The sequence below is a fragment of the Wolbachia endosymbiont (group A) of Philonthus cognatus genome, from assembly GCF_947251755.1.
In the GTDB taxonomy this organism is placed as follows: Bacteria; Pseudomonadota; Alphaproteobacteria; order Rickettsiales; family Anaplasmataceae; genus Wolbachia; species Wolbachia pipientis.
The window spans coordinates 638,821-653,431 of the sequence record NZ_OX366388.1 but is presented as its reverse complement, the minus strand read 5'-3'; the positions used below and the strand labels follow the sequence as shown (position 1 = coordinate 653,431).

At 36.0% G+C, this 14,611-nt stretch carries 15 protein-coding genes; 4 read left to right on the top strand and 11 right to left on the bottom strand.

From position 1 onward, the window contains the following. Window positions 1–137: 137 nt before the first annotated feature. The 11 genes from OPR21_RS03195 to OPR21_RS03145 are packed head-to-tail and all read right to left on the bottom strand — an operon-like array spanning window position 138 to window position 11,824. Entirely contained in the window at window positions 138–647 is a 510-nt protein-coding gene (locus OPR21_RS03195; RefSeq protein WP_265030191.1) for a hypothetical protein, read from the bottom strand. Further along, window positions 647–1,171: a hypothetical protein gene (locus OPR21_RS03190; protein WP_265030190.1), complete on the bottom strand. Its 525-nt coding sequence runs from the start codon at window positions 1,169–1,171 to the stop codon at window positions 647–649. The genes OPR21_RS03195 and OPR21_RS03190 overlap by 1 nt, the downstream gene beginning before the upstream one ends. Further along, complete coding sequence (locus tag OPR21_RS03185) at window positions 1,161–2,828, bottom strand: portal protein (protein ID WP_265030189.1); 1,668 nt, start codon at window positions 2,826–2,828, stop codon at window positions 1,161–1,163. Before OPR21_RS03185 ends, OPR21_RS03190 begins: the two co-directional genes overlap by 11 nt. Then, a complete protein-coding gene (locus OPR21_RS03180; RefSeq protein WP_265030188.1) occupies window positions 2,821–4,641 on the bottom strand; it encodes a hypothetical protein in 1,821 nt (606 codons plus the stop codon). Before OPR21_RS03180 ends, OPR21_RS03185 begins: the two co-directional genes overlap by 8 nt. Further along, entirely contained in the window at window positions 4,635–4,931 is a 297-nt protein-coding gene (locus tag OPR21_RS03175; protein ID WP_265030187.1) for a hypothetical protein, read from the bottom strand. The genes OPR21_RS03180 and OPR21_RS03175 overlap by 7 nt, the downstream gene beginning before the upstream one ends. Further along, complete coding sequence (locus OPR21_RS03170; protein WP_265030186.1) at window positions 4,888–5,067, bottom strand: hypothetical protein; 180 nt, start codon at window positions 5,065–5,067, stop codon at window positions 4,888–4,890. The genes OPR21_RS03175 and OPR21_RS03170 overlap by 44 nt, the downstream gene beginning before the upstream one ends. After that, window positions 5,048–6,556 carry a hypothetical protein gene (locus OPR21_RS03165; RefSeq protein ID WP_265030185.1) on the bottom strand — a complete coding sequence of 503 codons (1,509 nt, stop codon included), beginning with the start codon at window positions 6,554–6,556 and terminating at the stop codon, window positions 5,048–5,050. Before OPR21_RS03165 ends, OPR21_RS03170 begins: the two co-directional genes overlap by 20 nt. After that, on the bottom strand, window positions 6,543–7,250 hold the full coding sequence (locus OPR21_RS03160; protein WP_265030184.1) for a hypothetical protein: 708 nt from the start codon (window positions 7,248–7,250) through the stop codon (window positions 6,543–6,545). The genes OPR21_RS03165 and OPR21_RS03160 overlap by 14 nt, the downstream gene beginning before the upstream one ends. Next, window positions 7,243–8,712 (bottom strand): hypothetical protein, encoded by a 1,470-nt coding sequence (locus OPR21_RS03155; protein ID WP_265030183.1) that lies wholly within the window; start codon window positions 8,710–8,712, stop codon window positions 7,243–7,245. The genes OPR21_RS03160 and OPR21_RS03155 overlap by 8 nt, the downstream gene beginning before the upstream one ends. Next, window positions 8,712–9,251, bottom strand: coding sequence for a hypothetical protein (locus OPR21_RS03150; RefSeq protein WP_265030182.1), 540 nt, complete (start codon window positions 9,249–9,251; stop codon window positions 8,712–8,714). The genes OPR21_RS03155 and OPR21_RS03150 overlap by 1 nt, the downstream gene beginning before the upstream one ends. 32 nt (window positions 9,252–9,283) lie before the next feature. Next, window positions 9,284–11,824: a hypothetical protein gene (locus OPR21_RS03145; RefSeq protein WP_265030181.1), complete on the bottom strand. Its 2,541-nt coding sequence runs from the start codon at window positions 11,822–11,824 to the stop codon at window positions 9,284–9,286. 163 nt (window positions 11,825–11,987) lie between these two features. Between OPR21_RS03145 and OPR21_RS03140 the strand changes: the two genes are divergently transcribed. From OPR21_RS03140 to OPR21_RS03125, 4 genes are all read left to right on the top strand, one after another. Then, the gene (locus OPR21_RS03140) at window positions 11,988–12,224 is read left to right on the top strand and encodes a hypothetical protein (protein WP_265030180.1); all 237 of its coding nucleotides are present in this window, start codon (window positions 11,988–11,990) and stop codon (window positions 12,222–12,224) included. Beyond that, on the top strand, window positions 12,200–12,499 hold the full coding sequence (locus OPR21_RS03135) for a type II toxin-antitoxin system RelE family toxin (protein ID WP_265030179.1): 300 nt from the start codon (window positions 12,200–12,202) through the stop codon (window positions 12,497–12,499). The genes OPR21_RS03140 and OPR21_RS03135 overlap by 25 nt, the downstream gene beginning before the upstream one ends. 262 nt (window positions 12,500–12,761) lie before the next feature. Then, window positions 12,762–13,649 carry a replicative DNA helicase gene (locus OPR21_RS03130; RefSeq protein ID WP_265030178.1) on the top strand — a complete coding sequence of 296 codons (888 nt, stop codon included), beginning with the start codon at window positions 12,762–12,764 and terminating at the stop codon, window positions 13,647–13,649. A 51-nt stretch (window positions 13,650–13,700) separates the two neighbouring features. Further along, window positions 13,701–14,576 carry an Rpn family recombination-promoting nuclease/putative transposase gene (locus OPR21_RS03125; RefSeq protein WP_265030177.1) on the top strand — a complete coding sequence of 292 codons (876 nt, stop codon included), beginning with the start codon at window positions 13,701–13,703 and terminating at the stop codon, window positions 14,574–14,576. Window positions 14,577–14,611 lie beyond the last annotated feature (35 nt).

Below are 14,611 nucleotides of genomic sequence, written 5' to 3'. Positions count from 1 at the left end.
AACATTATTTTACTTCATTAATATATTAACATTATATTGTATATAACATAAAAAATCAAGTGTCTTGAATTTTCCAACGTTTTACATATAATGCCCTTCACATAAATAGCATATTGTGTTTAGCAACTTTAGGGTTGCTAAACTAAATTCCTACCTATACCCTGACCAAGTCCACCCAGCATTTGATTCATAGCTGCCCAACGATCATTTAAAGATTTTCCGTAAGAAGTGTAACCACCACCTAGATTTTGACCAATTTGTGCACCAAGACCATGCACCCCGATAAGACTTTGCAGTCCTCCTAAAGATGAGCCGATAAAATCATTCAAGCCTTTGGATGCAAGTTCAGAGTTTAAACTTGCAACTTTAGATAAACCATAGCTTGATTGATCAAGACCACTTGCTCTTAATTGGTTGCCAAGTCCTGTATTCATCTGATTGCTAATAAACTGCTGGTAAGGATTACCTTGATATTGCGACGCTATTTCATTGATAAATCCTCCTGGACCTCCCTTTCCAAGTCCTCCAAGACTATCCATGAATTTGTTGTATCGATTATATAATCCTTCTTGTATTCCAATATTCTTTTCAAATTGGCGATTAGCGTTAGAACTACCAAAAAGCCAATCAAATAAATCTCCAAACATTATTCCTCCCTTTTTAAACTAGCAAACAACCCAGCTATGCCATCTGTCATATGGTCGTTCATCCCAGAAACATCAAGCATTTTCTTAATACGTTCCTTAACAATTTCTTTACGGGCTGTACCAAAATGTTTCTTTTTCAATGAACCACCAAAATAGCGTTTAACTTCACCTTGCCAATGTACACAAAATAAACTTTCTGCCATTATCTGTAGTTTCTTGTAATATGACATGTGGCTACCCCGAATATATCTTTGCTTAAAGAAATAGCTATTATCCTCCAACAATACTAAATTTATACCTTTATTCTCATATAATAAAGCATCAATAATACCTTTATATTCGCTACTTATCTGACGTAATGTCGGTGGATTAAACCGCCATTTTTCGACGTTTAAGACATAGCTACCACAATAAAGTGTATTATCCTTCACATAAGCAAAACCGACACTTTTGCCAAGATCAATGCTTAAAACATTTTCAGGGAGTTTTTTTGGACATGGAAATTTTCGTATTTTAAGCTCCATTGCTGCTCTTCTCCTTTAGCATTTTTTCTTCATGAGCATTACGCATCTGCTCCCGCAAAACAGCTAACTGCTCAGCTATTAAGTCAACTTTGGCTTTCAGTTCTGCAGCTTCTTTTTTTGTTTGAATCTCAAGTAATTTAATCTCCTGTTCTGTTGGCTGCTGTGCTTGCTGTGCAGCTTGTGCTTGCTGCTGCTGACCAATACTCAGCACTTTATCACGTAAAATCTTACTGCTCACTGTGTCTTGATTTAGGAGCATTTCTGCCAGAAGTTCAATACTTATTTGCTGATCATTACCACCAAGATATTGCATGACATTCAGCATCAGCTCATTATCCTTCTCACGTTGTTTTTCTAAAGATTCACTGATTTTAATTTTCACATTTGTTTGTCTACTAAAATTAATTAAAATTTCTAAAGTTTCATCATCTTGTGCTAATTGATACGGCAAAAGGGAAAGCAGGACATTTCCTACTTGATTAAGCGTAATTTGATGGGCAAAATAGTACGAAGTGACGCTACCTTCATTTTCTTTGAGCTTATCCCTCAAAGCAGCAGCAGATGAATATTTGCTGTCCTTCACGATGTTGGTAGTGTCACTCCAAATTTGCGACAACAGACTCAAAGCTTGTTGCATCAGTATTGCGAGGTTTGGGTCAGAACCAGTTGGCGGTATAACAATAGGCTGCATACCATCTACCGGCGCATATTCCAGTAACAGTTCACGAGGATCAGCAAAACGCTGAGCCTTATCATTGCTAACACTTGCTTGTGGCATTAAAAAGCGGTTATGAAAGTATTTGGCACCGTAATTTATCATCGCTATGCAATGATTATAGGTTTTCTGTGCATAATGACACATAACACCCAGCGGTCTTGTTACCTCATGATTATCAATATAATGAGAGCAGCCACCATGAAATACCAGTGGTAAATGTCTGTGACCATACAATTCCTTAGTTTCAAGAATCTCTTCATTCGTAAAGCGATAAAAAGTTATGCCACCATCTTTTTTTAAATACAAATCAGTAACTTCAATATAAGGAACAGTATCTTTATCTTTAAATTCCAGCTTTGCAATTTTAGCAGGGGAAAAACCCATTTTTTCCAAGCTAGTTTTATATAAGCGATGAATAATACCACAGTAACGGCCATCACCCTTATGCGGCTCATTACTATGTGGATCGAAGAAGAAACTTTCAGTACCGTTTATTGCCCTGATTTTAAAGGTCAATTCATCATCTTCAATATCTTCATTATTGTAACCAAAACCAACATAAAGCGCAGAATACCCGCCTATTATTGCTTCTTTTAATGCTTTACTATATTCAACATAGTGATCTTGACTAAAGATCAGATCCGTGATATGATTATGCATTAATTGCATAATCTCCGGATCTTTGCTCTCGCCATTGACTTTAAGCTCTAAGTCATACCTTTTGCCGCGTACAGTGTTTAAAATCTTCTCAGCCATCGCAAATGTGACGTTGAAAACTATTGGTTCTGCACCAATATTCAGCAGCTCTCGCTGTTCATTTTCAGTATATTGCTGCCCCATGATCACGAACTTATGCTGCCGCCGTGCCTGCTCGACATTTTGGCTCCAATAATCAAACCAACTATTTCGCAGTCTTGTTAAGTACTCTAGCTTAGTCATTTCCTTTTACTTGCCCACGAAGTGCCACTTTACCACCACTCATCGCTGCTTTTTTAAGCATTTCTAAAATGAAACCACTTTGTTCTTCAATAATCTTGCCTTGCAAAGCAGATAGTAGTTCTCGTGTTACTGGATCTTTGGCAGAACCAAAAGAATACTGGGCAAATAATTTGGCAATTTTCCCATCTGCAAATCCATTGAGACCTATTTGTGCTAAGACTTCTTTCATAGCTCCTCCAGACAAATGACCGAACCATCCTGTTTTATTAGCAAACTCTGTCAATTTTTCTGAAGCAACAGGTGCTATAAACTTATTTCTAATAGCGTTAGCATTTTCTAACAAAAAACCTCTAATTACTTGGTCCTTAGTAAAGACTCCGTTGTCAATAGCAATCTTTTCAGGTAAGTCACCAAATATTTCAGCTACTTTTCTAACGTTCCCTTTCTCTAAGGCACTACTCGCACCGCTTAGTAGCCCCATTGTTTTACTGACATTGGCACGCAGCGGTAAAAAGTTTTCTTCTAGTTTGCTTACAACATCTCTGATCTGATTTTCTGGTACATTATATTTTTTGGCTAAATTTCGAGAAGATTCTCTGAGTCCTGATAATATATCAGCAAATTCTTTGGATGTATAATTTCCACCTTTACTAGAAAACTTCTTTGCTAAATCCTTAGCAATAATTCTTTGAAAAGGATTGCTAGTTTCCTTAGTAGCACTCTTTAAGAACTTTCCTACATCATTTACTTTAATATCTGGTACGTCTTTTATTGCAGTATCAAAACCACGACTAACTACATTGCGTACAGGTTCTCTACCCTGTTTAAACAGACCTGTTACTGCTTTTCCACCTTTAACATTACCCAGCCCATGAGCTGCGAGAATCAAAGCTGCATCTTCTTTTGTATCAGTAAACGCATTAGAGAGCGCATTTGGATCACCTGCTATTCCTCTTTCAGCAGCAGTTCCAGCATATGCTCCCACCAAACCTCCAAGACTGCCTCCTATAAACATCCCAATAGGTCCTAAAGGTGCCCCAAGCGCAGCTCCTATTGCAACAGCCGGAATATCCGCTATCATCTGTAACCCCAGTTCTCGAAAAAAGTTTTTCTTTATCTCCGGTGGTTCATCAATCATCTCAGGATTACCTGAAAACTTAATTAAAGCATCAAGTTCATCATCACTTAAGCCTTCAATCTGACTATCAAGTTTTCTCGTAGCTTCTTCCTTTACGGTTGCCTGTATCTGTGGATCTTGCATTAGCTGACCAAGCTGTGTCTCATTTAGCCCTCTAATTTTCTTTTGAATATCCCCAGCTCGAGCATCAAGTTTTTCCTTTGTTTCACCAAAAAACTTTTTCCAACTCTCGGCTGAGAGTTTATTGACGTTAAACTTTTCTTTGAAAGACTTCACTGAATATTCATTCATCGGCAAACCCTCTATCTGCATAATTGCTGGCAAAAGTTCACCTTCTAAGTAGCGGGCAAATTCATTGCGAGCATCAACTTTATCTTTACCTCTAAAAAGATCCATAACTGAATTAATTTTATCACCATGGAGCAGTCTGGAAAATCTAGAATCAGGCAAAGCACCTTCTGCAGCACTCAGCTTCTCATGAGCTAAATCTATCGCTCTTTGATATCTTGGTACATTTGAAATGTACTCTTTTTCACCAGGCAGCAGCTCCTGAGCTTTAAGTTGCTGTTCCATGTATTGCTTTTGGAATTCCTCAAAGCGTTTCCGCTCCAAAAGTCTTTGCTCATATTTACCCTCGAGCGCTCCTTTACCAAGACCACTAAGTAACCCTAACATCTTCCACTACCTTCAAAGTCTCCCCTATACTCATCAACAATGCCATCGACCATTTCTTGGCTTCTTGATAAGTTGTTATCACTTTTTAACTTATACTGAGCAAAGACTAGATGCTTCAGCTCACCACCATCAATCTCACCACAAAGTCCTAAGCCTAATTTAAGTATTAAAGCATTTTCTAAATGCCTCATTTTCTGTTCTTTATCAGCAGAGTTAATTATATTTTGCAGCTCTTTATTGATTGCCTCACGTATAAGGCCTTTCGTGCTTTTTTGATTCTCTGTTTCCATTTTCTCCCCTCTTTAAATATTCTGCCCACAAAATGTTCAAACGCTTAGTTGCTTCTGCAAAATACGTATCGTAATTATCCTCCGCCACAATACCTTTAGGTGCTAATAAATCTAAATTAAATTCTTTCCTTTCCATAAATACCTTTCAATAAAAAATTAAACTTGTAACTGTTGTATCTTTTAAATTCGAACTTAAAACGTACAACTCCACCATTAATGCCAAAAAGATTATAATTAAGCTTGATGATTTTTTCTCTACTATCTTCAAGTTCAGTGCCAAGAATTGTTAATCGATAATCCGGCTCAACAGAAAAATCCCTCTTATAAGAAATAAACATATCAATAAACATGCCTCCTTCCTTGGAATTTAGCTGCTCACTGATCGTATTTTCATAGAAGTATAAAAACGTTAGCTGTTCGGTAACATAAGGCTTATACGATGGAAAATAATCTGTTATTATTATCCCATCAAAAGTAAAAACATTATCAACATCTGGCTCTAATAATCCGCTAGCCTCGCAAACTGTGATATCAGAGCTACCATCGTTAACAAGCAGATTATAAACTTTATGCTTAACATTGATGTGATAATTGGCAGAAAAACTATTCTGGTTTTTAAGCAGTGTCCAAATACCTAAATTCAAATGCAGACAGAAAGCAACGTTCGGATAATATTTGTTATTTAAATCACCATTAGGCAAATTAAAAAACAATACATAATAAGTATTGTTGTTATAACTGAACATGCTACTGACCGCATGGTCACTTAAATCGATACTGCTTCTCTCTGGTCGAAAATAATCGAAAAGAGGAGCATTATCGAGTATTTTCATTTCTTGACCATCAAAACGAATGACTACAAATTTGCCATCGATTAAATGAAATGCACCAATTAGATAATTGCCATCATTTTCTAAAGTACGTTTGCTTATTAGCTTATAGGGAAAACTTAGTTCTCGTCTTTTAGTAAGTGGAAATAATCCATCACTGCTTGGTTGTCCGTACCATACTTCCATTCCATTCTGGGTAAAGATACAGAGATTATTATTGATTACACCAAGTCCTACACCTTTGCCAGCATATGAAATAATGGTAAATGCTTCCCACTTTTTAAATTCAGCAAAATCACTAGTATAGAACACTTCTCCTTTGCTGCCACTTAGCAGGTAGAGAGTTGAGTTCATAACCTCAAAATCTACAATATCCTTTGGCTTTATATCGCCTTTTGAGATATCAATTTCAGTAAAGGTATCATCTACGAGCTTATAAAGTTTGCCCGATATCAACCAAAATTTATAGTTATTACAATTGCACATAGAAGGACGATCGTCCCTAGAGACACTCGCCAAAGTAAATATTGATTTATATTTACTTTTCGGTAGATCAATTTTATAAATTGTCAGTAAAAAAGTAGCACTCACCTTAGCTAAATAAATTGTATCGTCATTACCGTAGTAAAAGCCAACGATGACATCGCCAATTGCAAAAGGAATGTCAAAAAGTGGAAACAGTGGTGGTCGCAGCCGCAAACCTTCAGGGCTAGCCAAAAAGTTCATTACTGTAAAATCATCAATACAGTGACCATATTTAATGTCTCTAAGTAGTGGAATTTCAAAAGAATTCATTGTCTATCCAAATAGTTTCCTTAATACTTTGACTTCCTACACTGTGACCAGCACAAAGCCTATTTCTTATTTCATGATACTGTTCATTAAAACCCTGTGGCAGCGGAGTATTTAGCCGTACTGATAATTTAAAAGCTGTAGAATATTTCAAAAATTCTCGTTTTAATCCATCAAGACCAACTGGCACGTCCATTCCCGTTTTCTCACAAGACACAATTCCAGCCTCTTTAAAGTAAATTACATATTTTTTAGATGATTTCACAGCCGGCAAAATTTTAATTTCACGACAAGTATCACGTGTGAGTAACATGTAAGATGGTAACCATGGCATCCGTAGCGACTGTGTATAGCGTAAGTTACATGCACCATAGTGATCTATTAAATCCATGACATAGAAATTCTTGTAGTGGGTTAGATTGACATCAAAAGCTGGTTTTCTCTTGTTACAACCATCAAACAAATAGCCACCACCAACTGTTTGACCGGGCTCTAATTCAAACTCCCGGACAACGTCAGAGCCCAGCCAATAGTAATTTTCATGCAACTGATCAAAAGCTTCCCAAAAAAGCCTCTTAACTAAATCGAGCGTACCGTAATGCTCAGAAGCATCACGGCGCGAGTTAATCCCCAGCATTCCTTGTATTTCCACAAGTAAATTGGAGAAACTATCATCATAAGTCTTTATCTCATTCATCTTTCTTTTCCTTATCATCCTTCTTATCATCTTTTTTATCGTCTTTCTTATCAGCAGTAGAAAGATTTTTGATCGTCTTAATATAAGTTTCTGGTTTTGGTGATTTCGGTGGTAATATCAAAGTTCCAACAAAAAACGGAAAGAAATCTGAATACATGTAAGCCATTAGTTCACCATATTCATATGGGGTATTCATGAGTACATATTGGCTGTCTACCAAAAACGACATTGCATTATTTCTTGTCGGTCCAAAAGCAGCATTTGGAGCAGATATTTCCTTGTAAAGATATTTGTTAGTTGAAGGTGCAGGCACTGGTCCAATCTTAAATATTGAAGCCGGTTGCCACCAGAAGAATGCTTTACAGTGATTTCCGACAACTTTTCCTTTAGCGCCTATTAAATACTCTTTCTCCGGAACATCAACACCATAGGTGATACCTGGTGACACCTGTACAGTAGCATTCGTGCTATCCTTCATTACAGTGAATGCTATTGGCACTCCTGATGGTATTTCATCCCTATCTCGTGCTAGCCACTCTTTGCCCTCTAGTTGAATGATATCTCCTTTTTTAAAGACAGGATTGAAACGATTATCTACCTCTATGTCTACTGACCCAGAAAAACCAAAAGTCACAGTCATAGAACAATATTCATCCATCTCTTTAACAATTTCTTTTATTGTTAACTTGTCTTTAGATGCCGGACCTGCCTTATGAAAATAAGTTGACGTATCGATATAAATATCAGCACAATCAAATGTCAGTGGTGATAGCATGTTTTTAGTGTCGCTAAGAAACATATCGCTTTTCGGCGCTTGCGTGTAATTTAATCCTGATTTCGTACGCAAAACTCCAATTGCAGAGTTTGGCATTGAACCTACAAGTCTTGAAGTTCTAAGTACACCACCATTAACACGAATCATATAATCGATAAGTGTACGTACCTCTCCTTCTATGCAGTCATACATACTATCTTCAGTAGAGCCAGCGCAGATAAACCCACGTGATGCTATCGTCTTAAATTGATAATCATTTATTGACCTAATCACCTGCATTAATAATTCCTGATAAACGCGCTCACCGCGCTCCATGAATGATGTTAAACTGGTTGGTACATTGCTAGGGAACTGATCGCGGTTAAATAAAAATTTGACGTCATCGACAAAAATTTCAGCCAAGCCAGAAACTCTCTTATAGTCAATTCTCATAGTTTTTTGCTTAACTTTGTGAATTTTCAAGTCATCATGATGTGTAAGAAATTCCAAATCATCGATTAACCCTCCTGCTGTAGGAATAAAAGGAGGCTGGACTAAAAAATGATCCTGTCCAGGATAGCGATTTGGAATATCATTAGCACCAGGGCCAGTATAAGCTAAGAGTGGACTTGAAAACAAAACAGTTTCAATCAGCCTTTGCGACAATAATGTTGTTCTGTAATATGTTGCACTTGTCTTAATAGTCATCAATATCCCCTAGTTCTGAAATAATCTTGTACTTGTTTAAATTCTGCTTCGAAGTCACTCGGAACATCGCTGTATTGATAATTGGTCGGTATCGCAGTTGCCTTATTACTTCGATACAGTCCCTGTTTCAATCCACCAACTTCTTCTTTAAATTTAGACAGTGGCTTATTGCGCAGTTCCTGAGCTAATTGATCGTCTTTTGCAATATCAGCTAGTTTTTTAACAAAAGAAGTTTTGTTCTTTCCTTTTGCTATCTGCTCATTAATATAACGAACTTTACTTACAGTGAGCGTATCACAAAAATCTTGTAGATCCTGATAGTCTTCACCACTTAGAACTTTTTCAGCAAATTTCTCATTAGCCTTTACCAGCTCTAAAACTTTACGATCATCATCACCAAGCGTATACCCTTTGGCTATCGCCTCATCGATGATATTTTTCGTTTTTTCTAAAGTTTCTTCATAAAAATGATCGATTTCAGCATTTTTTTCACTGATTTCAATATCGATTTCATCGATTTTACTGTTTTGTTCAATCATGTTTTTTCTCCTATTTTTAAATTTATTTCATGTTAGTACCTTATGTAGTAATCGTAAGTTTTGTCAGTGATCTTAGGGATAATGAACATAGTTGTTCCTTTATCATTAACATCACTGGCAATCATGTCTGCAAGCTGTTCTGTAGTCGTATTTTTTGTTACTTTGATTTCTTTGAATTCCTTAGCAGTAACATCAGTTGGTGCTTTCCCCTCACCATCAATACTCCACCATATTAACGTATCAAAATTGTTACCAGTTTTAACATTATTGTACGTTTTAAGACCTATCCAATCTCCTGCTTTCACTTCTTTGAACTTGAGGACATATAAACACCGTTGTGTAAACAAAGCTTTATGCTGTATAGCATAGGTTATCACTGAATTTCTATCAGCAAACAGTACGTTAGGTGTTCCTGGCATTCTCTCGTCCGTTGGTGGTCGTCTGTAAACAGTGTGAGGACCCCATGATTTTATCAATGGGGCTCTAGATTCACCTTCACGGAAAGCATAAAGTCGAATCTCATATGGCTCAAAGGAAGAAATAAGGTATGAACCACATGTTCGAGACATCGACTCTACAAACCATGGTGAAAACATAAAGTAATTTTGCGAATTACTATCACGAAACTTATCCTTCTCATAATAAGCTTTTTGGAGAAAAGTCGGACTAGTAGTTGATGCAATTATAGGAAAACCTATATCATAAACTCTCTTACTAAAAGTAACTGGATTAAAGAGAGAACGTAGACCAGAAGGATATTCAGATTCCCGATAATCAAGATTTATTGTTAGATAAAAATATCCTTCCTTAACAGAGTAATTTGCTTTAGTTTTTTTAGTTACTTCATCAATACCCTTCTTATATGGTACAGAATCATACGTATAGCTATAAATTAAGTTCGATAAACTCTTAGTCTTAAAATAACCAGGAAAATCAGTATCAGAACCTCCAAACTTTATCCATTGTGGGTATTTATTAGACACAATAAACTCTCTGTTTAGATAATCAGTAGTAATATCAAACGAATGACAACAAACGGTAAGATCTATGCTACTTGCTGCTGCAACATATTGAAAATTGTAATCAACAGCTTGGTTAGCATAAAATGTAGTTTCTAGCCACAGATGACCAATATCATCACCTTCAGGCTTTGGATTTACTACTCCTTTTCCTTCAAACTTAACTTTAACCTTATTATCCGCAACAAACTTCTTAATATACTTACTTGATATTGCATTAAACCAATTTGGTACGTCTTCAGTTTTAAGCATATCAAATGTAACTGGAGCATAATCTAGCTTTTCGTATAGTCTCTTGTATTCAATGCCTATTGGACTAATCTCTCTTGAATCAAGTGTACGACCATCGCACTTTATTAAATTTATCTCTTTTTCATTGACTTTTGCACCTTTTGGATAGCGAACTATTTCACCAACATTATCTGCAAATTTTAAACCACCAATTGTAAAAATTAGCCCATTGTAACTGTTATCAATGCTATATTTAGTTGCTGGAAATGAAGAAAATAATAAATCAGATTTTGCCAAATCAGAGTTTTGCACTGGATATTTAAAATCAATAACCGATACCGGCGATGAAACTTCTGCACAATAAAAATTCGTTGCTTTAAAACTAAATACTTGATTTACCGGCAGTGAAAACTGCAACAACAAATTTTGATCATCGCCAATATCTGGAGGTATTATCACTTCAGGTAAAGCAAAACTAGTGAAGTAAACTTTTGGAGTATCAGAATCAATTGTATATTTATCAATTGGTATAACTTGTGGCGCTGCTGATGATTTCGAACCAAAATTGCGAATTACCGACACAGTAACCGGTATATCATCACCACTCTTCCAAGCATAGAACTTTAGCTGAACGCTAGTATTGGCGCCCCACAGCACATTAGAACTTTTAAATGCTATAATTTTTTGCAACGGTGGTGCTATCTCGCTAAATTTTTCGCAAATAACGTTCAAATAAAAACGAGGATTGCCTTCACTGATCTTTTCAGCTTCATTGATTTCTTTGATGAAAATCCTATCTACATCAGTTCTATCCTGTGAGTCGGCATAAGGTCTTAAAAACTGCCATGAAAGCCCAGCAATTGGCAGTTGCGAAAAGTTAGGCAAAACATAACCAGCCCCCTGCCCTCTATCATCAATTTGCAGACCAATATTGAACTGACCATCAATAAATAAGTTATCAGAAAGCACTGCAGTAACCGGATCAGCTCTCTGCTGCTCTTGAAAATATGGCAAATCCTGAAAGATGAGTTCTGGAGCTACAGCATTACCGTAACGGCACTTCAGTTCTACGGTGTAACGATCTTCAGGATCATCAACATCAACAAAGTAGTATAACTTATGAGGTAAAGCACCGTTTTCATCAAGCTGAAGCGGATTTGGTGCTGGTACAACGTTTCCTTCTTGATTTTTATAGTAGGCGTGGCGTAAAGTAGTTGGACTTCTTTTATCATAAAAATACATCCAGTATCCCGCTGCCGGCATACCTTCCTTATTCTTGATGATATCTTGCAATACTATGCTTAGTATTAACCTTTGTGTCATTTCTCCCTAACATCAACAAAGACCAGTTCTAGTATATGCCAAATTATTAATAGTTTATTAACACAGGTGCACAAAATTCTTTTTACATATCAGCAACTTTCTTTATTGAAAAATTCAGAAAAATGTTGTAAAATGATTACAGTGGTAGAATTCGGTAAAACATATGGCAAACTTAAGCACTAACATAGCTCTCAGTAAAGAAATTTTGCAGAATCTTACTAAGTTATCTGAACTTACTAAGCAGCCTGCTCAAGAATTAGCAGAGAAACTACTCGGAGAAGCAATTGAACTTGAAATGGACGACTTTTTATTATCTGTGGTTGCTGATCAATATGATATTGAAAGTGCAAAAAAGACCAGAAGTGAGGATGTAGATTGGAATACACTATTATCTTCCTAGACAATGTTCTTGAGAAAGATCTTCCAGATCTTCCGAAAACAGTAAGATTAAGGGTTATAAATGCAATAAATGAGCGGCTTAAAGTTGATCCTGTGAATCTTGGTGAACCTTTACACTATAGCCTTAAAGGGTTTAGAAGGCTAAGAGTTGGCGATTACCGTGTTGTATACCATGTAAACACTGTAAAACATGAAGTAACCATAGTTACATTAGGACATAGAGAGACTATTTACGAAAAGACTTTGAAGATAATCAATAAATATATTTTTCAATAAATTTTAATCTTCCTTTTTTATCAAGTTACATAAGTAAATTATACAGAAAACTATAAAGACTGTATATATTTTTATACACCACTCCTTCCTGATCCATTCTCTACCTTAGGTGGCTTCGCTCAGCTCAAAGAAAGTTCATTTTTTTGGTTACCCCCCTATAAATTATATATTATATATATTATTATATATATAATATATAATTAGGGGAGAGGCGACGAAAACAAGATTTAGAGTTTGAGGAGCCTCCGGTTCAAGGTAGAGAATGGATCAGGAAGGAGTGGTCAGGGTCGACCAAATGCCACATGTTGATGAAGACATCAAACCAATTATTGATTATTTTGAAGCTTATAAAAGCTACATCGATAAACTACTTGCAAACAACAATGAAATAGAAGGAATAACAACAGGAATACCTAGGCTTGATACTATAACTGGTGGCTTAAAAGAAGGAGAATTAACAGTGCTTGCAGCACGTACTTCAATTGGCAAGACTTCAATAGCACTACATATGGCTCTGCAAGCTGCAAAATTGCTGAAAAATCAAGAATATATCTGCTTTTTCTCACTTGAAATGTCAGCAAATCAGTTAATCAATAGAATGATCAGTATTGAAGTAAATGAGACAATAAACAATATTATCAAGAAACAAGATACAGAACTTCTACATCAAGGAATAAATCAAATAGTTTTTTTAAATATTCTTATCGATAACTCAGGAAATATGGATTTAAATACCCTAAAGAAAAAAATCTCATCAATTTGTAGAAAATATCAAATGAAATGCATATACATTGACTACTTACAGCTACTTAGAGGATCAAGAATAACCGAAAATAGAACTCTTGAAGTAACAGAAATCAGTAGAACTTTAAAAAATATAGCAAAAGACTTTAATGTTCCTATTGTAGCATTATCACAAATAAGTCGTAAGGTAGAAGACAGACAAAATAAAAGACCACAACTGGCAGACCTACGCGAATCAGGAAGTATTGAACAAGATGCTGATCTAGTGTTATTACTCTACAGAGAAAATTATTACAAGGCTGATTCTAATAACGACTTAGAGATAAATGTTGCAAAAAACCGTAGTGGATCAACCGGAAAGGTTACAGTGCCATATCAAGTAAATACAGGGAGAATATTAAGTTGAAAGATCGCGGAAAATAGTGTATAATATTAATGGTTTTTAAGTGGATTTCTTATGGTTTTATCAAAGTTTTTAGATCCAAAAAACAATTACGCGTTCAAGCGTATCTTTGGTACTGAGAAGAATAAAGACATTCTTGTTCACCTTCTCAATGATATTCTAGGTCTCACTGGTGAAGCTAAAATAAAGGACGTGAAGTTCTTAAATCCTATTCTAAACCCCGATATTGCCTCTCAAAAGGAGAGTATTGTCGATGTACTCTGCAGAGATTCTAAAGGTATTCAAACAATTGTTGAGATGCAGGTCGCCAGAACTACTGGCTTCGAAAAACGTGCACAGTACTATGCTGCTGGAGCTTATTTTAGCCAAGCCGACGTAGGTGGTAAATATCAGGACCTAAAAGAAGTTATCTTCATTGCTATCACTGACTTCGTTCTATTTCCTGAGGAGTCTGAACATGTTTCCACTCATCACATACTTAATACAAAAACCTATAGACATTACTTAAAAGATTTTAAATTTGTCTTTATTGAATTGCCAAAGTTTACAAAAACAAAAGAGGATCAATTAGAAAATATATTCGAAAAATGGTGTTACTTTTTTAAGTATGCAAATGAGACTAGTGAAGAGGATCTACAAAAAATAGTAGGGAGCGATGAGGTTATTGGCAGGGCTTATAATGAGCTTGTTGGATATAATTGGACTAAGGAAGAACGTGCTATATACTATGATGATAAGAAACGTGAGGATGACAATTTTTCCTGCATCATGCAAAGTAGAATCGAAGGAAAAATTGAAGGAAAAATTGAAGGAAAAATTGAAGTGGCAGAAAACCTACTTAAAGCTGGCATATCTGTCGACTTAATAGCTGAATCCACCGGTCTTCCAATCGACGAGATCGAAAAACTAAGGTCAACATTACTAAATTGAAATCACTAACTCTCAGAAAAGTTCGTGTAAAACGT